Annotated in this window: 18 protein-coding genes and 1 tRNA gene; 4 read left to right on the forward strand and 15 right to left on the reverse strand. The window is 37.5% G+C overall.

Annotated elements, in window-relative coordinates; all coding sequences use genetic code 11:
• Positions 1–9 precede the first annotated feature (9 nt).
• The 14 genes from I7X29_RS11985 to I7X29_RS12050 all read right to left on the reverse strand — a co-directional run bounded on the left by I7X29_RS11985 (position 10) and on the right by I7X29_RS12050 (position 17474).
• A complete protein-coding gene (locus I7X29_RS11985) occupies positions 10–2169 on the reverse strand; it encodes a PepSY domain-containing protein (protein ID WP_198474989.1) in 2160 nt (719 codons plus the stop codon).
• Between the two features lie 7 nt (positions 2170–2176).
• Positions 2177–3418 (reverse strand): WG repeat-containing protein, encoded by a 1242-nt coding sequence (locus I7X29_RS11990; RefSeq protein ID WP_198474991.1) that lies wholly within the window; start codon positions 3416–3418, stop codon positions 2177–2179.
• A gap of 167 nt (positions 3419–3585) precedes the next feature.
• Positions 3586–4014 carry a GPW/gp25 family protein gene (locus I7X29_RS11995; RefSeq protein ID WP_198474993.1) on the reverse strand — a complete coding sequence of 143 codons (429 nt, stop codon included), beginning with the start codon at positions 4012–4014 and terminating at the stop codon, positions 3586–3588.
• A gap of 19 nt (positions 4015–4033) precedes the next feature.
• On the reverse strand, positions 4034–4957 hold the full coding sequence (locus tag I7X29_RS12000; RefSeq protein WP_198474995.1) for a hypothetical protein: 924 nt from the start codon (positions 4955–4957) through the stop codon (positions 4034–4036).
• Positions 4947–5777, reverse strand: coding sequence for a hypothetical protein (locus I7X29_RS12005; RefSeq protein ID WP_225883739.1), 831 nt, complete (start codon positions 5775–5777; stop codon positions 4947–4949). Before I7X29_RS12005 ends, I7X29_RS12000 begins: the two co-directional genes overlap by 11 nt.
• A gap of 137 nt (positions 5778–5914) precedes the next feature.
• Positions 5915–8155, reverse strand: a complete 2241-nt coding sequence (locus tag I7X29_RS12010) for a GH92 family glycosyl hydrolase (protein WP_198474997.1) — start codon at positions 8153–8155, stop codon at positions 5915–5917.
• Between the two features lie 43 nt (positions 8156–8198).
• On the reverse strand, positions 8199–9368 hold the full coding sequence (locus tag I7X29_RS12015) for a glycosyltransferase family 4 protein (protein WP_198474999.1): 1170 nt from the start codon (positions 9366–9368) through the stop codon (positions 8199–8201).
• A complete protein-coding gene (locus I7X29_RS12020) occupies positions 9349–10179 on the reverse strand; it encodes a glycosyltransferase family 2 protein (RefSeq protein ID WP_198475001.1) in 831 nt (276 codons plus the stop codon). The genes I7X29_RS12015 and I7X29_RS12020 overlap by 20 nt, the downstream gene beginning before the upstream one ends.
• Positions 10180–11301 carry an EpsG family protein gene (locus tag I7X29_RS12025; protein ID WP_198475003.1) on the reverse strand — a complete coding sequence of 374 codons (1122 nt, stop codon included), beginning with the start codon at positions 11299–11301 and terminating at the stop codon, positions 10180–10182.
• The gene (locus I7X29_RS12030; protein ID WP_198475005.1) at positions 11298–12710 is read right to left on the reverse strand and encodes a lipopolysaccharide biosynthesis protein; all 1413 of its coding nucleotides are present in this window, start codon (positions 12708–12710) and stop codon (positions 11298–11300) included. The genes I7X29_RS12025 and I7X29_RS12030 overlap by 4 nt, the downstream gene beginning before the upstream one ends.
• An 8-nt stretch (positions 12711–12718) precedes the next feature.
• Positions 12719–14638, reverse strand: a complete 1920-nt coding sequence (locus I7X29_RS12035; protein ID WP_198467166.1) for a polysaccharide biosynthesis protein — start codon at positions 14636–14638, stop codon at positions 12719–12721.
• Positions 14639–14707: 69 nt separating this feature from the next.
• The gene (locus I7X29_RS12040) at positions 14708–15835 is read right to left on the reverse strand and encodes a DegT/DnrJ/EryC1/StrS family aminotransferase (RefSeq protein ID WP_198467165.1); all 1128 of its coding nucleotides are present in this window, start codon (positions 15833–15835) and stop codon (positions 14708–14710) included.
• A gap of 12 nt (positions 15836–15847) precedes the next feature.
• On the reverse strand, positions 15848–16894 hold the full coding sequence (locus I7X29_RS12045) for an ATP-grasp domain-containing protein (RefSeq protein WP_225883740.1): 1047 nt from the start codon (positions 16892–16894) through the stop codon (positions 15848–15850).
• Positions 16866–17474 carry a sugar transferase gene (locus tag I7X29_RS12050; RefSeq protein WP_198475007.1) on the reverse strand — a complete coding sequence of 203 codons (609 nt, stop codon included), beginning with the start codon at positions 17472–17474 and terminating at the stop codon, positions 16866–16868. Before I7X29_RS12050 ends, I7X29_RS12045 begins: the two co-directional genes overlap by 29 nt.
• A gap of 145 nt (positions 17475–17619) precedes the next feature.
• Here I7X29_RS12050 and I7X29_RS12055 point away from each other — a divergent pair, with 145 nt between their 5' ends.
• A complete protein-coding gene (locus tag I7X29_RS12055) occupies positions 17620–18132 on the forward strand; it encodes a nitroreductase family protein (RefSeq protein WP_198475010.1) in 513 nt (170 codons plus the stop codon).
• A 24-nt stretch (positions 18133–18156) separates the two neighbouring features.
• Here the strand turns inward: I7X29_RS12055 and I7X29_RS12060 are convergent, their stop codons facing one another.
• Positions 18157–18978 (reverse strand): hypothetical protein, encoded by an 822-nt coding sequence (locus I7X29_RS12060; RefSeq protein WP_198475012.1) that lies wholly within the window; start codon positions 18976–18978, stop codon positions 18157–18159.
• Between the two features lie 733 nt (positions 18979–19711).
• Between I7X29_RS12060 and I7X29_RS12065 the strand changes: the two genes are divergently transcribed.
• The 3 genes from I7X29_RS12065 to I7X29_RS12075 all read left to right on the forward strand — a co-directional run bounded on the left by I7X29_RS12065 (position 19712) and on the right by I7X29_RS12075 (position 21147).
• Positions 19712–20671 (forward strand): PorP/SprF family type IX secretion system membrane protein, encoded by a 960-nt coding sequence (locus I7X29_RS12065; RefSeq protein WP_198475014.1) that lies wholly within the window; start codon positions 19712–19714, stop codon positions 20669–20671.
• Between the two features lie 2 nt (positions 20672–20673).
• Positions 20674–21039, forward strand: coding sequence for a dihydroneopterin aldolase (gene folB / locus I7X29_RS12070; RefSeq protein ID WP_009412589.1), 366 nt, complete (start codon positions 20674–20676; stop codon positions 21037–21039).
• Positions 21040–21076: 37 nt separating this feature from the next.
• Positions 21077–21147: transfer RNA gene (locus I7X29_RS12075), tRNA-Cys, on the forward strand.
• Positions 21148–21200 lie beyond the last annotated feature (53 nt).

Consider the following 21200-nt stretch of genomic DNA (forward strand, 5'->3'; position numbering starts at 1 on the left):
TGACACCTGCTAATAGCAGTCTGTTTTGATTTGCCCTTTATTTTGGTAGTAGCTCAGCGGTTTTTCTAAATGTTCTCTACAAATTGTCTCCAAAACTTCGGTTACTGCTTTCTCCATCGCTACTGACCCGCATATCATTATAATCCCTTTGTTTTTAAGGAGTTCTGCAAAGAAAGAGGCTTCTCTTTGCAAGATGTCTTGCACGTAGAATTTATCCCCTTCACGTGAGAGAGCTTGCCAATAGTTGGCTATCTTTCCTTCTCGAGTAAACTGTTCTATATAAGGGCGGTAGATTTCCAAAGAGGCTTCACGGCGACAACCCCATATCAGGGTGATAGGTTTCTTTTGAGTGTTTTCGGCTATCATTCCTATAAAGGGTGCCATCCCCGAACCATTGGCAATACACACCACTTGAGGTGCTTTTTTAGGAAAATGGAAGTGTTTGTTGGCTACCAAGGCAGCTTGCAATGTATCGCCTATTTGTAAATTGTTCAGCAGGTTAGACACCACCCCTTGTGAGTGTAGCTTTACGCTCAACCACACATCTCCTTGGTATTTGGCAATAGAATAGAGTCGTTCGCGCCCGTCTTCTGGGGTAATGCCCAAGAGGTCGCCAGATACAAAACTACTTTTTTCGGAAGGGCGTAGTGCTATTAGGAAAATATCGTCGTCCATTACGGGGGTTTTCTCTGTTACGGTGAAAGTGAGCGGTTTGCGCTGAGGTTGTACGCTGAAATCATCGGGCAAAGCCAAAGAGAGCTTTTGCACCATAGCCCAAGCCGTTGCCCACGCTTTAAACTGACCAAAGTCTTGGTCGTTTACGGTATGCAAAGGCAGCGCACATTCAGCTTGTGCAGTAGCCGACAAAAGTTGGTCTACTTCTTTGGCATATTTGCAGAAATCGGGGTAAGAGTCAGAGCCAAAGCCGAGTACGCTATACGCCAAAGGTTGTGCGGGGGGATATTTCGCCCATAGTTGCGCAAAGTGAGTCGCATTGATAGGCGCCTCGCCATCGCCATAAGTGCAAGTAAATACAATGAGTTGCTCTGCTTTAGCAAAACGAGTGTAGGCATTCATATTGGTGAGGTAGGAACGCTTGCCCAAACGGAGGAGTTCGTTATGGAAAAGGATAGCAAATTTGCGGGTGGAGCCTCCTTCGGTGCCTACTAACACGATGTATTCACATTCGCTTTTATCAAACGGATTGTTGATGCCTTTTTTTCGTTTTCTGAGGGTCATCGCAAAACCAGAGTAGAGGAAGAACAACAACGCCACACACGAGAGCAACAACACGGTCGCCCAGAGGTAATGCCCTTTGCCGATGTGCAGGGTGCGCACCAAATACGCCAAGCCTTTATAAGGAGAGGTTGAGGTACTAATCACCTCGCCCGTAAACTGATTGACTACTATATTTTTATCGATGAAATCTACTTTATAAACCTCTTCTACATCTTCAAAAGCAGGGAATTCTACTTGACGCACTTCGGCGAGAGGCACTTGGAAGGCGGAGAAGTCTTTAGCAGGTTTTGCGGGTGTTTCTTGTAGTGTGCTAACATCGTAATTGTGTTGGGCTTTGAACTTAGGAAACACTCCTACTGTTTCGAGCATCATATACACCCCCGTGAGGGCAATGATAAAGATAGGCACGAGCGCCCAGCGCCCCAGAGCACTGTGGTAATGATTGTAGAATTTTTCTTGAGGAAGTTTGTGGAAGAACCTGCCCCAGCGTTGCTGTTTGCGAGCGATGAGCCATATACCCGACAAGGCTACTACACACAAACACAAAGCCGTAATCCCCATTATCACCCGTCCCGTTTTGCCCATATAGAGCGAGCGATGTAGCGTTTTGACGAACTGTATAAACTTCGAGGGTTTATAATCCCCTTGGATTACCTCCCCCGATTGGGGATGGATAAAGAGTTTTTTACCCTCAGTCGTCTCCACCTGCACAAAGTGATTGCGGTCGATAGAGAGTTTGAGAGCATCTATATTCTTTTCCTTCAAAACGGCAATGGTTTGGGCAAGGGTAGTGCTTTCAAACGCTGCACTTTTGTAAGGCAACGTCTGATTATACACCGATTCACCTGCCAAGATGCCCCCTGTAAGAGCTCCCAGCAATATGAATACCCCTGCTATCAGGGAAAGAATTAAATGAAGTTTTCTTGCCATTTGTCAATTAGTCACATCTTGGTTCAACAGCTATAAAGCCTTTATGTATTTTCACCTTTCTAAGGCGTTTGAGTTTCTTTTCTTTTACAAAATCATATAGATAGTTATAACCATTAAAAGATACTATAGCAATATTTCCATTTACGTATTCTATACTATCATATTTAGGTTCAGCTATTATTTCTCCTTTCAGATTGATAAGACCTGCACCTCTATCAGTATAGTATTCAGCCCCCCCATTTTTAAAGGAGCCTACCTCCTTATTAGTAAACTCAAACGGAATCACTATCTCATTTTTTGGATTGATATACCCCCATTTACCATCTTTGCGTACCGAAGCCAAACCTTCGCTAAAATTATTAACTTCTTCATATTCAAAGGGGACTATTACCTTGCCATAGCCATCTATATAGCCCCATTTACTACCTTTTTTAACCCCAAAAATAGCATTACCACTCCAATTGTTTATAAAACCATCATAGGTGTCTAATAAATTACCATTCAAATCATAGACCATATACTTACATTCCTTACGCACACCTACTATGTAAGTGTTGTCAGAAGGTTCAATCACATAATTTTGAATCACATAATTATCAAAATCTTGAATAACAGGTTCTCCTTTAAGGTTGATATACATATAATTTCTACCTTTTTTTACTCTAGCTAAACCTTGTTGAAAATCAAATGCATATTGATAAGTAGGAGGTATCACCCATTCATTTTTAGTATTGATATATCCTGCTTTGCTCTCGTTCAATTCTGCTACAATAGGAATATTGTCATCTATCTTATCCGTGTAAACCCAGTGATAGCTTATAGGGATAATTTCTTTTCCTTCAGAGTTAAAAAGACCTGCTTTTTCATTAAGTTTTACGGTATAGCCATTTTTGTTAGAGTTTATGTTGCTGTATTTTAAGGGCAAGATTACGGCACCTTTTTCAGAAACCACCCCATACTTTCCATCCTTTTTAACAATAAACTGACCTTCACAGCCAAGTTCTATAGAGTTATAACCCCCTTTAAGAACGAGTTGTAAATTTCCGTTATATACTGAACAGCCTTTTGTTTTACTACAAGCAATGAAGTATGGTTGTTTTTCTTCTATAGAATTAAAAGTAGGGGCTAACACTGTTTTTCCCTGCAAATCTACCAATCCTAACTTACCCTTTTCTTCAAAAATAAAGTATTTAGATTGTGCCAAAGCCGTAAAGCCACACAACAGTAAGGTTAATTTGAATATTTTCATATTTGCTAATTTGTTAAAGGTTAAAATTTGTTTAAGTCTCTCCCCAAAGTTTTTCGTGTATGCTAACCGTCACCTCTCCTTATAGCCCCACATACGTGAAGCACGTCTTAATATGCGGTCTCTTATTCTATCTTGATTCATCTTTAATTCATTTTTAGATGTGTTTATTAATAAGACAAAGGTGCTATAAACAAGTGTGTTCTATACTCATAAGGGTTGTTAGTCTCTCTTATAAATCCTTTGATATAGATTATTACTTTCTTCTTTGTACGGGTCTTTTCTAAGGTACTCAGGTTTTGATTGGTTACCTCTACTTCAACCTCTTCTACAAATAAGCGTTTTTCGTGTCGCTGTATAGCTTCTTTCAAGCTCTCTTTTACCAAGAGTTTTAGGTTGGCATCACTTTTAAGCATATCAAAGTCTGCTTCCCAAAAGCCCGTGCCGAAGCCTTCATCAAACTTACACTCTCCCCAAGCTGTGGTAGCCAGTAGGAAGAGTTGCTGGTCAATAGAGGTCTCTAAGGAGGTCTTGGCAAGGTCGCGCTTCTCTATCAACGCCTTGAAGTCTATGGGGGTTTTGTAGTAAGTGCCTTTCATTTATCTTAATTATTACAAATCAATATCTTCTTATTATTACAAATTCATCACTACCTTGTGGTAAATATAGCTTAACGGGGAATGTAGCGGCACCTCCTTCTTTTCCATATTGTATAAGAGGACTCTCTCCTTTTATATCCCAATCGATACCATTAACCTGTTTAGTGTGATTACTCCGTTCTAAGCACACTAATCTACCATCAGCATATATTTTCATCTCATAATCTTCTAAAGCAGCCATCATACCCTTGTCTTTGATAATTTCTTCTTTTTCTTCTTTGATGTACTTATTGAGGTATTCTTTATCAGAATAATTGAAAAAAGCTGTTTCTTCTTGAGATTTTTTTACTAATTTTTGCCATTGATCAACATCTCCTTTATTAAGAATTTCCCATAGCTTTTTATAATAGGCGATAACTTTTTTCTTTAGTGTATCTTTGTCCCATTTTCTAAGATCTTGCCCATTACTCCAACCATTCAGTTCATAAGGTAAATCGATTGTAAACTTTCCTTTTATTTCATAATATGGAACAGGTTTCTCCAAATTTGGAATAGGATAAGAGTATAGATACTGATATGTTCCCTCTTCTGCTCCTTCTCCCACAGCAATCTTCTGATATTTAACTAATCCTACTTTTAAGAACTGAAAGGTATCAGGCTGTATACCTCCTTTTCTCAGTTCTTCATTAGAAGAAAATAGTTTTATCCTAAACTGATAAGTACCACTCTTTAGAACAGCTTGATTAATGTTTATTATAGTATTATGCATAGACATTTCATTGTTTGTTTCTACTAAAATATCATTAATGTAAGCTTCATAACGACCAGGTATGGTAACATCTAAAGCATAAACAATTCTTTCATTTGATTTCATATTATTTTTTTGTTTCCAACTCAGTGATAATACTGTTAGAAGTATTAAAATACAATATTTATTTCTCATCTTTTTTTAGATATTCTTTTTTTAAGTCAAAAATAGGTATTTTGTATGAAAAATCATTGCGATTGACAATGAACAACCAATTGCCATCTAACAAATAGACCGCTATGTAATCAGGATTATCAGAAAGACATATTGAAAAAAGTGTTTTACCACTAAGTTTTTCTTTTTCTTTAAAATTGATACGCCAAACTTCCTCGTCCTCATTGTTCATATACACTAAGATATTACTGCCTAAATAGTAGTAACCTTTGTTGTCGCAAGCTACTTTACAATCAAATATACGTATTTTTTTATCAGTAGATACGGCTGAGAACGCAAGTGTATCAAAGTTGAATTTGTACAGATTAGGCTGTTTGAAAGCACTAAAATACACCGAATTGCTCTCAGGATGATAAGCAGTGTTACCCCATTGTGTTTTTTCGTCGAGAGTAGCTATTACTTTACCCGTTTCGGCATCTACACAAAAAGGGTTTCCATAAATATTCTTATAAATATCGCTTTTAGTTACTGAAAATACTTTGCTGCCTTCTCTATCAAGACAAGGATAGATAAAAGTATGATTAGAAATGGTATTTTTTATAGTTTTTTTATCAACATCAACCATAAGTAATGGTTCATTAGTACCAATGTTACGAGAAACAGCTATCGTTTTCCCGTTATCAGCTACTGCTCTAACCATATAATCCTTGTACAAAGAGTCTTTTAACACACAAAATGCTTCTTCTTTATCAAAATCCTGACACCAAATACCCTCTTTCCCGAAGTAGTATCCACGCCAAAAATACATTCGTCTGTTAGTAAAATCTGTAATTATACTCATTTTATTGATTTGTCAATTTACTAATTTATTGGCACGAGCTACAAGCTCGCGCCAGCATTGGTTTTTTTTACTGATTTGTTTTCAACTTTGGCAAAGTGTGAAACTTTGCCAAAGTGTAGTGACGCTTTTCTTACCTCTTATCTCTTACCTAACTCAAATCGTATTTTCTTTGCGTTTTTCAACGCCTCGTGACTGATAAAATAGGATTTGTAAGGCTTGTCGTCGATGTAAATGTTCTTAATGTAAATATTTTCGGGTGAAGCATTACTTTCTATTACCAAATCACCAGCAGGATAGTATTGTGGATTGCGTTTGAGGGTGATTTTGGTAAATTTAGGCGAGGTGAAAGTATAGTTAGGTTCAGCAGGAGTGATAGGGTAGAAGCCTGCCATTCCATAAATGAGCCAAGCCGACATTACCCCTGTATCTTCATTGCCAGGGAGTCCCGCAGGTTTGTTTTGAAAATACTCATTGATGAGTTGGTCTATCTTCTGTTGTGTTTTCCACTCTTTGCCTTTAAGGAAGTTGTAGAGATACGGATAAGCAATATCGGGTTCGTTTGCCATATCGTACTGCTTGCTGTCGAAAATATGGTCGAGTTGCTTTTCAAAAGGCTTTTCACCGCCCATTAGCTTGATCATTCCTTTTACATCGTGAGTTACCATATAGACATACTGCCACGCATTGCCCTCGATATAGCCCACGTTTTCTTCAAAGTTAGCCCCACTTTCGGGGTTGAAAGGTGTATACCACTTGCCATTGGCGTGACGCGGACGCAATAAATGGGTTTCTTTGTCAAATAATTTTCTATACGAATAGGCTTGTTTGTTAAACTTCTCGTAATCGGCTTTTTTGCCTAATTTTTTAGCAATTTGCGCAATAGCGAAGTCGGCAGCATTGTACTCTTGGGTAGTAGATACAGGTCCTCTTACCCCTCCGTCTACACTCAGGTAACCCAATTTCCAATACTCTTTCACCCCTGGGCGTATAGGGTTATTTTCAAGCGTATTCGCCCCTTTGAGCATCGCCTCGTAAGCCGTTTGTATATCAAAATCGGTGAGACCGCGCAGGTAAGTATCCGCTAATACTATGCTGGCAGGGTCGCCTACCATCGTAAAGGTTTCGGTAGAATTGAGTTCCCATTTGGGCAGCCAACCGCTTTCTTTATATATGTCCAGCATCGTGCGCACCATTTGCAGTTGCTGTTCGGGGTAGAGCAGGGTGAGCAATTGGTGGTAATTGCGATAGGTATCCCAAAGCGAGAACACCGTATAACGCTGGTGATTTTTGCCTATTTTGTTAGTCTTGCTCTCAGGGTAATCGCCATTCACATCGTTGAGGAGATTCGGGTGAATAAGCGCGTGATACAGAGCCGTGTAGAATATTGTTTTTTGGTCGTCGGTACCGCCTTCTACGGTAGCGCGGAGGGCATCGTTCCACGTTTGGCGTGTGGTGGCATACACCTCGTCGAAAGTGCGGTTGCCTATTTCTTTTTCGAGGTTTTCACGGGCGTTGGCAATGCTCACATACGAAATGCCTACCTTGAGTTCTACTACTTCATCTTTATCAAATTTATAGCGGAAATACGCCCCTATACTATCGCCTACTACCTCGCGGGCGAATTGTTCTTTGAGGCGGGTGTCACCGTTGTACCACATCCATTGAGCTTCTACCCCTTGGTGTTTTTCAGGCGTATGCCAAACGCCATAAGAAGGGGCTACTTTGTTCACTTTAGCTACGAAATACACCGGATAAGCTAGCTCCGGACTGTTATAGCAGAAAGTCCCTACCATACGCATTCCTTCCACCTCGGTAGGCGATACGAATTTCAGCATTGCGCCTTTCTCATTGGTGAGTCCAAGTCCGAGATTGATGAGCAAGTTAGCTTCTCCTTTAGGGAAGTGATAGCGAGTAATACCTGCGCGAGTGGTGGCGGTAGCTTCAGTTTTGATATTGTATTTAGTGAGGAAATTGCTGTAATAACCCGCTTTGGCGACTTCTTTTTGGTAAGTAGAGCCGTATTTTAAGTGATTGATTTCCAATTTACCAGTAGTAGGCATTGCGATAATCACCCCTAATTCAGGACAGCCCACCCCGCTGAGGTTCACGTGAGTAAGCCCCGTGAAGAATTTATTTTCATTTACATAAGGATTTGAAAGCCATCGACTATCTTTTTCAAGCGGAGCTTTCACTCCCGTAGTGTCAAAAGCCACATTAAAGGGCGAAATGCTAAGCATACCGCGGGGAGCAATTGCGCCAGGGTGGGTAGCGCCAAAGTTAGAAGTACCAATCAGTGGATTGATATAATCCACAGGTTGTTGTTGAGCGTGTAGTGATAAAGCCACCCACAAAGTGGCAAAAGAAAGAAGTTTCTTCATTCGTTCAGAACTCTAAATGGTTAATCAGGCTACAAATGTACGATTATTTTTTAAAAGAAGCAACACTTAATAACTTATTATACATTTCTACCAAGGCTTGCCATACCATTTCCCTGTGATATCGTTGTTCTATCAAAGATCTGCTATTACTCTTTAACTTATGATACAATGGCTTATCATCTAATAATAACGTCATTGCTTTTTGAAAAGCTTCTACATTTTTAGGAGGAACGATAAGTCCGTTTTTGTTTTCTATAATAATTTCGTTACTACCGTTGATATCGGTTACAATACAAGGCAATTCCATAGCTCCTGCCTCTAATACTACATTGGGGAAACCTTCGCGATAACTTGGAAATACAAAACAGTTGGCAATTGCCAAATAAGGGCGTACGTCTTTTTGCTCTCCTACGGATATAATATTAGGGTCTGTATCTATGGCGCTTAATGTTTTAGTTTGCAGGGGGTCTAAATGAGCTTCTTGTCTGCCTACCAATAGCAGTTTTATAGGAGATGTTGTTTGCTGTTTCAGTGCTTGAAAAGCGGTAACCAATTCATTAATGCCCTTATCGCCTACTAATCTTCCCACAAATACGTATACAAAATCATCTGCTCCTATGCCTAAGGATGCTCGTAAAGTAGCTTTATCAGCAGCCGAAAAATGTGTTTTAGAAAAATAATCGGTATCTATCCCGTTGATATTGCCATTAGCCAATACTTTTAAGGGTTTTGCTGTAATATGAAATCGCTGTAAATCTCTTTTTACCCCTTCACCTTCGGGATATATATCGGTAGCCGACCAACATAGTAGCTTATCCATCGCTATGAGTAGCCGTTGCATTACACCTTTGCGAGTAGGAAAAATGAGTCCGGTGAAAGTATGTATCCTGATAGGTACTCCTGCCATTTTTGCAGCCAGCATACTCAATAAGCCTGCCTTTGGAGTAATAGAATGTACTATAGTAGGTTTTTCTCTCTTAAACAAGCGGTAAAGTTTCAGCAGAGAGCTCAAATCTTTCAAGGGAGCAATAGGGCGCGACATTGCAATAGCAAAGGTATTTACCCCTTCTCGCCTCTTTACCTCTTCCAAGTCTTCTCCTTCACCCGAAATAGCAGTTACCTCAAAAGTCTCGTTCAAGAACTTTAGTTGCCCTTTTAGCAGTGAGTTTAAAGACGAGGGTACAGTGGCAGTTCTAAATAGTTTTATTTTCATCTTGATAAGCTGTATAAGGTTTTACAGGGGTGATTTTTATATTGCGCCTATTTACAAGCCATTGCTCCATACCAAAAATATGAGCTATTCTATATACAATACCTTTGAGAAAGTTTGATCTAAAATACTGTTTCCAATAGCCTTCATTAGGATATTTATTAAAAATATAGGCTTTACTTTGCTGAGCTAAAAAATACTTCTTGTAATAGTTATTGCCTACTTCTCTATAAAACATCAAAGGCTCATTTAAACGCACAAAATGGTATTTTGAGTGGGTGCGGTACCACAGTTCAGCATCTTCCATACGAAGCGCTTTGGTATCATAAGGATTTTCTAAAAACCACTGTTTTTTAGCTATGATGGTAGGGTGTATAAAGCTTTTTACACGTGTTAAAGTATTTTTGGGAGTGAGAGGGTATCGCGTGCTTGTTACGGCATTCTCATCGTTTATGATATAGGCATTAGTACCGAGTACATCTATCTCGGGGTGAGCTTTCAATACTGCTAATTGTCTTTCAATGCGAGCTGGGAGCATTATATCGTCGGCATCCATTCGGGCAAGATAAAGTCCTTGCGCAAGAGAAGGAAGTTCGTTGAGTCGCGTTGCCAAGTTCTTATTCTTTCCATCGCTTATTACTTTTATACGACTGTCTTTCTGAGCATAGCTTTGAGCAATAGATAAAGAATTGTCAGTACTTCCGTCGTCCAATAGCAATAATTCCCAATCGGTATAGGTCTGTTGTAATACCGATTCAATGGCTAAAGCTAAATACTTTTCGGCATTGTAAAAAGGGAGTCCAATGGTTACCATCTATGCGTGTTTTAAAGTGTTGTACAAAGTGAAAAAGGCGTATAGCAAAATAAAAAAAACAATCACGGCGGTCTTAGGTTTAAAGCCTTTGGAAAAACAAGGCAGTACAATAAACGGAATTGCTATCCAAGCAAAAAGTCCCCAACGGTCGGAATACGGAATCTGGAATGCCATAAAAAACAGAAAACTTACACTTATAAAGTATTTTAAAAGCTGGTCGTAAGAAGTGCTCCAAGCGCTCGCTACCATAAACGATTGCTTACGTATATAGAGCCCTATCCCCAGAAAAAGTGTGGTAAAAGCTACAAACTGTGGTTTGAAGCCCACTTGATATAAGCCATCATCATTTAGAAAATAAGTACTAAATCGCCCTGAGTCTTTCCGCAAAAGAACTTCTATAACCGAAACAATATTTAACAGCCCTACATTTAGATAGGCTAAAACAATCCCCAATACGTATAAGGCTAAAAAATAGTACAATGGAATTCTTTTAGCTATTAATTGCAATAGCAGAAATACAACAATAGGAATTATTACAGTGGTGTGGGTAACAAAGGCTAATAATAAAAATAAATAAGCTGTGTATTGCTTTCTTTCCCATAAGCTATAAGCAAATATTAAAAAAGCTAAAGAAAGTCCTTGCCTAATAATATTAATAGCTAAACTCTCTGCAAAAAACAACGACACAAAGGAGAAAAAGACAAAAAAAGCATTTGCTTGGTATTTGTTACTTAAGTTTTTGAAAGCATAGGCTATGACTCCGTAGAAAAGTCCTGCAATTATTAGTAAAAATACTGAAAAAGGGGCTCCTATACTACTTAATCCTGCCATCAACCAGCTGAACATTACCTCCATTTTCGCCTCTTGGGGTACATCGCCTGCCATCCAGTAGTGATAATTTACCGTATCTGTACCTACACTTACGTCTCTAAACCCTACAATCGCGATAAAATAAAGCACAAAGAAAGGTAAAGCGTGTTTTGAAATAAAAGAAGGTAATTTATCTTCATTACCTCTATCTATTTGGTATGCCCAAACAAGGGCTATAATAGCCATTAGTGCATAACCAACGTTATACAATAGCTTAAAATACGCTTCTGAAATTCCTAATGGTGTAATCATAGTTCTTTATTTTTATACATAATATGTTTCACTTCTTTTGCATAAAACACAGCGAAAAGCGACCCTATCACTAAACATTTTAACACAAAAGAGAGGTATAAATTATGAAATTCAATAGCTCGGGTAAAATAGGCTATCAATAATAGCCCTACAAATATAATGGCTACTTTCAGCACATTCCATAACTGATGCTTTAAAATTCCTTTGAGCACTTTATCAAGAGAATAACTCACCCAAAGGAACATTATCACACTGTGGATTACAATTCCGTAGAGCACCCACTGAAAACTTCCGCAGTAGGCAATTAAAAGAACGGGAATAATGAGCAGTTTCCCGATGAGTTCTATCCGTAAATATTGGTTAGTGTCACCTAATACCGCAAAATAATCGATATTTAAGTTATAAAGCACTATAAAGACTCCTGAAAGGGAAAGGATTTGTAATATCGGGATACTTTCTATCCATTTTTCTGATAATATAATAATTATTATCTCCTTTGAAGCAAAAAATAGCACACAACTCACAAAACTCACCAATAAGAAAGTAACCTTTTCAAAAAAGAAGAACTTATCACTTTTAGCTTTGAGATTTTCTTCCTTAGAAAGAGTTGAGAAACTTACTTTTTTTACAATCGTAGAAATATTGGAAGAAAACAAATCGCGAAAGGTTACTGCACGAGTGTAATAACCCAAAGCACTTGCACTAAAAAACTTACCAATAAACACGTAGTAAATATTAGTTTGGAGGATATTTAGCAGGTTTGAAAACAGTAGATTCCCTCCATACAAAAACAACTGTTTAAACGATTGCCAAGAGAACAACCAACTGGGGCGCCATTTATTTAAAATCCAAAAAAGTACGACTGTAATAGCTTCTCCAATAAGCACTCTATACACCAAACTGTACACACCCCAGCCTCTTTTTGCCATTACGATAGCGCAAACGGCACTGATAGTTACAGAAATGAGCGAAACAACAGCAATCTTTCTGAAAGCTAATTCTTTTATAAGTATAGTGCGATGTATGAGCTCAAAAGAAACTAATACAATGTTAAGCCCTAATAACTGTAATAGAGGCTCAATTGATGGATTACTGAAAAAAGAGGCTATCCCTGCTGATGAGACATAGAGGAGTAGGTATAAAAATACTGAAAAACATATATTTATAAAGAAGATAGTGCTATAATCGGTTTGTGTAGTGTTCTTTTTATTGATAAGTGCTGCTCCAAAACCACCTTCTACCAAAACATTTGTTACAGTAATGAAGAAGGTAGCAATACCAATAAGACCAAAATCTTCAGGCACGAGGATACGAGCCAAAATAATCCCTACTACAAAATTCAATATTTGTTGTAGGAAATTATCTACTGAACTCCAAAATAAATGCCTAAAAGAATTGTTTTGTAACATTATAAAGTTTATCTCTTATCCAGCTCCTCAAATATTGAGTTATTACTTTTAAACTCTTTTACTATCTGTTTCAGTAAGCGTACCACAGCTACTTTGTCCTCTTGTTTAGCCAGTTCATACATTTGGATAGTAAAAGCATCTATTTCGGTAAATGACATTGAAGGGTCTTTACTTATCATTATTTTATTATGGTGTGTAGGCATTGTCCTAGTACTGTCACTCAACAATTCCTCATATAGTTTTTCACCAGGGCGTAATCCTGTATAGACAATCTTAATATCTACATTGGGTTCAAATCCTGATAGTTTAATCATACGCGTAGCAAGATTGAGTATCTTCACGGGTTCTCCCATATCAAATACGAATATTTCTCCCCCTTTGCCCATAGTTCCTGCTTGCAATACGAGTTCACACGCTTCGGGTATGGTCATAAAGTAGCGCACTATATCGGGGTGGGTAATGGTTACAGGCCCTCCTTTTTCTATCTGCTTTCTAAAATGAGGTATTACTGAACCATTAGAACCTAATACATTGCCAAAACGGGTGGTGATAAAGGTCGTGGTATTGCCTTCTTTGTTTTGTAAAGCCTGTACAAAAAGTTCTGCTACACGTTTTGAGGCGCCCATCACATTGGTAGGATTTACCGCCTTATCAGTAGAAATCATCACAAAGTGAGGTACTTTATAAGCACTTGCTAAAAGAGCTACATTCTTGGTGCCTTGTATATTCACTAAAGCTGCTTCGTGTGGATTTTCTTCTATCATCGGTACGTGCTTATAGGCTGCAGCGTGATACACTACCGAAAACTGATGCGCCTTAAATACACTTTCTAAACGCTCATAATTTGTAATATCCGCTAAAACAAACTCAAAGGCTATATTGGGGAAAGTTTCTTTAAGTTCTAATTCTATGTCGTATAGAGGCGTTTCTGCTTGGTCGAGCACAACTACTAAGGCGGGGGTGAAGGTAGCTATTTGTCGCACCAACTCACTACCGATAGACCCAGCCCCTCCTGTTACCAAAATACTTTTATGATAGTGCTTTTGCCGTACTTCTTCATTGTCGAGTACTATTTGTTTCCTACCTAAAAGGTCTTCTATTTGTATATTGTGAAGATTGAATCCTTCTTTCTCAGGGCGTAGTTTCTGTAAAGCAGGGGTTTTGAGCAATTGTAATCCTTTGTCTAAACAGATGTTTACCCAAAAGGTCATTTCCTCTTTAGAGAGTTGGGTTTTGTTAATGAGTACTCCATCAGCCCCTAATTCTTGTTGAGGGATATCTATAAATTTTTCTTTTGAGATAATAGGTCTTCCCATTAGAGTGGCCTGTTTAGGATTCGTGCGCCCTGTAAGGAAGCCTACTACTGAGTACGGAATCACGGCATTACCTATAATTCCATTGGCAAAAGCCACCGCTTCATCATCTACTCCTAAAATGAGGATACGCTTTTTTGAAGTACGTCGACTAATTTCTTTAATCAGATAAAAAAACTCCTTTACTGATAACCTAAATACAAACAATATGATAAATGATAAAGTAAAATAAATCAGTAGGATAGGATTTAATAATACTTTTTCACCAATAAAATGTAAACTTATCTTATTGGCGATAAACATCATTATTACTGTACATCCACTTGAAAGCAGTATGCGAAACAAATCGCGAAAAGTAGAGTATCGTATGATCCCCGAATAAGTACGGAAGATAAACATAAAGAAGAGATTTACCCCTATTACTAAAAAATAGCGTTTATAAAGCGGAATGCTATTGGGTATATATACCCCTAAACGTTCTACTACAAAAAAAGAAAGATAAAGTGCAATAGAAAGTAAACACACTTCAATGCACACCACTATCCATCGCGGTGTATATCGCGCAGTAGCTAAATTTATTAAAGTATTGTCGCTATATGTATGAGAAGGAAGCATTGTCTATTAGTAATAAAAATAAATTTTCTGCAAAAATATAAAAATCAAGTGAAACTTTATAGAGATATACTACATTTTATTCAAAATAGCTGTAATACGTTCTCTATCTTCATCTGTAAGATTAGATCCCGAAGGTAAGCATAATCCTTTGTCAAACAGGTGTTCACAACTATTTTCACCATAGTAAGGAGCAGTAGCAAACACAGGTTGCAAATGCATAGGTTTCCACAAGGGGCGTGTTTCAATATTTTCTTCTAAAAAGGCTAAACGCAAGTCTTCTCTATCAAATCCTGTTTTTACTTTATCAATGGTAATAACTGAAAGCCAATAATTACAAAAGTAATCTTCGTTGGGTTCTGTAAGTAAATTTATCCCTTCAGTTTCTTTGAACAAGTCTGTATAAAAAGCGTGCATCTTTCGGCGAGCTTCAATGCGTTGTGGCAATACCTCCATTTGTCCACGACCTATGCCTGCAGTAATGTTGCTCATACGGTAGTTATATCCTATATGTGAATGCTGGTAGTGAGGCGCATTGTCGCGCGCTTGGGTACTCAAAAAAACCGCTTTATCTTTCTCTTCTTGGCTGTGGCACACCAATGCCCCACCTCCCGAAGTCGTGATAATTTTATTCCCGTTGAATGAGAGGACTCCAAACCTGCCAAAAGTACCACAAGGCTTTCCTTTGTAAGCGCTTCCTAAGGCTTCTGCAGCATCTTCTATTAAAGGGATGTCGTATTTTTCACATACGGTGAGCACCTTGTCTACCTGAAAAGGCATTCCGTAGAGCGATACAGCGATTACCGCTTTAGGCTTCTTGCCTTTCTTGATGCGGTCTTTAATAGCTTCTTCCAAGAAAATAGGCGATATATTCCACGTTTCTTCTTCCGAATCTACAAACACGGGCGTAGCACCTTGATATACGATAGGGTTAGCAGAAGCTGAAAAAGTCATCGATTGACAGAGCACCTCATCACCTGCTTGCACCCCACACTCTATAAGAGCTAAGTGCAAGGCTGCCGTACCTGCCGAAAGCGCCGATACTTTCACTCCATTGCCCAAAAAGTGTTGTAAATCTTCTTCAAAGCCATTTACGTTAGGGCCTAAGGGCGCTACCCAATTCTCCTCAAAGGCTTGATGAATATATTTAAGTTCGTTTCCTCCCATATGTGGGGAAGAAAGCCATATTTTTTCTTTCATAGTATGATGTTATTAATACGTTGGTATTGTAATTAGTCTGTCACATTTTGAAGACATAACATTAGGGCGATATGTGGTATATTTATCTATATCTTTATTGCCTTTTAACCATTCTATATAGATGGCAGGAATATTAATCCCAGCTTGATGAGAGAAAGGATACCCTCCACCAAACCTGGGATTTAATTCAAGAACATATAACTCATTGTTATATTCAAAAACATCGCAATCTAAATTACCTATATGCTTTAAATTTTTACTTATAATACGCCCCAATTGCTCAAAACGGTTGTCAATTAAAGTAATTGCTTTATCTGTTTCTCCTGCACGCATAGCTAATTTTTTACGTACAAAAGTACCTACATAATTACCTTTAAAATCATTTAATATGTCAACTCCATACTCTTGTCCCTCTAATTTTTCTTGAATTAGAATAGCATTATTAATATCTTTTTTGCTAGCTTCAGCAAGAATTGTACGTTGTAGTTGTATTTTTTGTAATTGATAAGTAATTTCTAACTCATCTAATGTTTCAGGAAAATATATACCGATAGAGGCACTTCCCCAACGAGGTTTCAATACTAATGGAAAATGAAGCTCTCCTATAGCAACGGCTTCTTTAGCTTTGACTAAATCTGTATATGTTTTAGGTGTATTTATTTGATTTTGTTGTAAGAATCCTACTGTTTTTAATTTATCAAAACAAGTTTCTATAATCTCCTCTTCTGCAACAATTACTTTTGCCCCATATTGTTCTAATACCTGTTTGTGTGCAGATAAAATCGGCAGTTCCAAATCATTTAAAGAAATAATAGCTTTAATATCATTCTCTTTTACTATTTTTTCCAAAACAGAAATATAATTTTTATCAAATATATTAGGCACTACAAAAGCAATGTCGGCATCTGCCATCGCTGGAGCTGAAATTTGCATATCTGCTGCAAAAACTTTCCCTTGTCCATTAAGAGCTTCTTTAAAATAGTTAATAAGATAGTTCCTGCGTCCTGCGCAGGTAAAAAGCATATTTATATTATTCATTTCTATTTTTTCTATAATCATCCAAATCTATATAACCTACAGCAATATCTTTTCGAAGCAGAACATTAATTATAGTCCTAAATAGTATCTTAATGTCTAACAAAAAAGATAAATTTTCTACATATTGAGCGTCTAACTCCAATCTGTCATCCCAATTTAGTTTATTTCTACCATTTACTTGGGCAAGCCCCGTAATACCTGGTCTAACAGTATGCCGAAGTTGTTCACGTTTGCTATAATAAGGTAAATATTTTACTAATAATGGTCTCGGCCCTATAAGTGACATATCTCCTTTGAGTACATTCAGTAGTTGCGGAATCTCATCCAGCGACGTCTTCCGTACAAAAGTCCCTATCTTAGTGAGTCGCTCAGCATCAGGCAAAAGCTGCCCATTCGCATCTCGGCGATCATTCATCGTTTTAAACTTGATAATCTTAAAAATCCGTTCTCCTTTCCCAGGTCGCAATTGGTAGAAAAAAGACTTTCCTCCATTGGCAAACCACAATCCCACTGTCACCACTACAAAAATAGGACTCAGTAAAATAAAGACAATCAGTGCTATAAGAAAGTCTAACGCTGGTTTTATAATTTTTTTATACATTAAAAAAATAGTTTACCGAATTAAATTGTCGTGCAAATGTACGATTTTTTTTTGAAGTTACAACCTTGTTACCTCCTTTTTTCGTAATTCATAATTCGTCTTTATTTATTATCTTTGCCCCGTTAAACATTATTTTTTTAATATTATGACGCAAGCCCAAACACTCAAGCATATCATTACCTCCCGCAAAAGTGTGTATCCACCCGAATATAGCGATACCCCTATACCTGATGAAGTGTTACAAGAGATTATCAGCTCAGCTAACGAGGCACCTAATCACAAACGCACTAAACCTTGGCGATTAAAAGTGTATAAAGGTGATGAGAAAGTGCGTTTGGGAGAAGAATTAGTGCGTTTATACAAAGAAAATGTACCAGCAGAGAGCTTTTCTGAGATAAAAATGAATGAAATAGCGAAAAAAGTGGCTAAATCTTACGCTGTTGTAACTATCAGTGTTCATTTTAGTAGTAAAGTAGCCGAATGGGAAGAAATTGCTGCTACAGCGATGGCGGTACAGAATATGTACCTCACCTGCACTGCCCACGCGGTAGGGTGCTATTGGGGCACCCCTGGTTTTATGTTTCAACTGAAAGATTTTCTACAATTAGAAGAAAATGAACGCTGCTACGGACTCTTTTTTATGGGAATGAAGAAGTAAATCGTGCTACAATTGCTTGTCGTACTACGACCAAAATCGCTTTATGGCTAAAGGTAAGCCTTTCTCACGCTTGTATAGAATAGTCCCTATCACACCTGTGACAATTAGTAGTATAAAAATGGGAATTTTAAGAAAAGTCAATCCATTGGCTAAGTTCAATACTAAATGCGAAAATACTACCACCCAAAGATTGAATTTCCATTCTACATAAAGCCAATAAAGAAAACTAGCCGTTAGAATAAACCTCAGAAGGCTTAAAATTCCTTTTAATAACAAGTCCATAGGAATCATATTTAATAATTTCAGGTCATCACCTATTTTCGATAAGATTTCACTGTTAAATAACAAACTTACGAATGCTGTTACAAGGGCTACAGCCGAATAGATAGCCACGTAAAACAAAATTATGCGAAAGAAGCTCCATCCAGTGTAGGTGGTTATTTTCCTAAAGAAGAATGCTTGTACACACAAATCAATGACAAAAACCTCTATAAAAATATAAAAAAGCCATTTTACATAAACCAAATCGCGTAAAAAATCCAAAGAAAAAATCGAAAATATCCAAGCGGCTAAAAATAGAACTCCTCCTGCAATCAACCCTTCTTTGATGTTGCCTTCTACACCAAAAACTTGAAGGTAATTTCCCTTATCGCCCAATAATTTGTATCCTATTACAATAGGAATCATCACGATAACCGAAGTGATAAAAGTTATGAATAATCGCACAAAATCATAGTTGAGTAGCATCAAAAAAGGAGAAAACCAATTCAGTAAAATATACCCCACAAAGCAGAGAACTACAATGCAAATATTGCGATAATTGTTTTTAAAAGTCGTTGTTGCCATTTTTTATAGTTTTGTAAAAATATCAAAATCTTTATTGATGAGTAGTATGAAAAATTCGAGAATTTCAAGATCTTCTCAGAATACTAATTTTATCCAAGTAGTTAGTCTACAAAATTGTTATATCAATAGGTCTCAAGGTTTGATCAGTTACTTTTTGGTAATCACCAAAGGCTTTAGGTATTCCTTTGTTTCCCTTGTTAGGAGCAAAATATAGGTTTGATAGGTTTAATAGCCAAAGCGCCTATACAAAAGAGAATCTTTTCATATTGCTTTTTATTTAAATGAATAATTTCGACAAAAGTATGCGAAAATTAGAAAATTAGCAAATTAGCAAATTTTAAATCTCTTATCTCTTACTTTTCATCGCCTACTTTAGTGTTAAAATATTCATCATACCTCACAGAAAAGGGTATTCTTTTCTCAATAAAATAAAAACACAATAAAATCAATTAAAACATAAATATTATTCAATAAAATATAATAAAATTCAAAATATCATCAATAAAAAACATTTTTTATTGAAAAATAGACAATGGAAAACACCCTTTAAAAATGTTAAAAAAAAACTAAATACGTTAAATATTCGTTTTTTTTTACTCAAATAGTAGTGTAACACAAAAAAAATAAATATCTTTGCTGAAAATTTTGCGAGTTGTACCTATATATTAATAGGTATGTTTCACAAAATCAAAATTGAGTATTATAGCAATCTAATAGTTTAATTTTATCAACAATGAAAAAAATAGTTTTGTTTGTTTTAGCAGTATGCGCTTTTGCTCCAAAAGCCTTCTCTCAAGAGCTAAATTTACCACAACAAAATCAGTACTTAGCAGATAGCGAATTTCTTATCGCTCCTACTTACGCTGGTATTGGTGACTTCGTGCGCATCCGCCTCTCTGGGGTTACTCAGTGGGTAGGTGTAAAAGGCGCTCCCGACTATCAATCGCTCGCTGGCGATATGCGCCTCGGTGAACGAAGCGGAGCAGGGGTGATGCTCTATAACGACCGCAATGGTTTTACCAAACAAATGGGAGGTAAAGCTACCTTTGCTCACCACCTCACCCTCGACCGTTATGACAACCACTTCGTCTCTTTCGGTATCTCCTACGCTTTGAATACCTTTAAAATAGACATCGATAAATTCGATAAAAATATATCTGGTAATGACCAAGCAATTACAAACGACCGCTTTACCGTGAACCACAACTTCGATGTCGCTGTCCTTTATCGTTATAAAAGATGGTGGGTAAACCTTACCGCCCTCAATATCCTCAACAAAGATATCGAACGTTTCTATAAAGAAGAACCTAAAGCGCTTCGCAACTATATGGTGTATGGAGGCTACCGCTACAAACGAGATAAAAATAGTAAATTCGAAATCGAACCCTCTGTACTCTTCCAACACTACGAAAGCGACGGTCGTTCCACAACCGACTTCAATATCAAATTCCGTTGGCTCGATATCGAAGATTACTATTGGGTAGGTTTAAACTACCGCTCCCTCAACGATCAAATCTTCCGCCCTCTCAACATAGGCCCTATGGCAGGAGCTAAACTCGGTATGTTCTACGCCGCTTATTCTTATCAAATTACTCTCAATGAACTCATAGGCTATAACTCTGGTACCCACATGTTAACCTTAGGCCTTGATCTCTTCCAAGGAGTTAGTAACTGTAAGTGTGCACAACGATAAAAATGGAAGAAATTATCCTAAAGAATATACGTGTCTATGCCTATCATGGCTGCCTTGCTGAAGAAGGTGCTATCGGTAGTGATTATCGTGTCGACTTAAAAATCTATGCCAACTTAAAAAAAGCAATCCAAACCGATGAACTCATCGATACTGTGGATTATGTGCACCTAAATAAAATTGTAAAAGAGGAAATGGCTATCCGTGCTAAATTATTAGAAAATGTAGCAGGTCGCATCATCGACAAAATCTTTATAGAACTCCCTCAGGTTCAGAAACTAAAGATTAAAATAGCCAAAATTAATCCTCCTATAGGAGGCGATGTAGCACAAGTAATCGTAAAAATAAAACGAAAAAGATTTGGAAGTTAAAAAAAATAAATCTACTTTTGCACCCTGAACAGTAAAAGGCATCGTGGCCGAGGGGTTAGGCGGAGGTCTGCAAAACCTTATACAGCGGTTCAAATCCGCTCGATGCCTCACTTAATTTTTTATTCAATAATAACAATAATAATAATAATTTAAAAAGAACT

The organism is Capnocytophaga periodontitidis, assembly GCF_016126015.1.
In the GTDB taxonomy this organism is placed as follows: domain Bacteria; phylum Bacteroidota; class Bacteroidia; order Flavobacteriales; family Flavobacteriaceae; genus Capnocytophaga; species Capnocytophaga periodontitidis.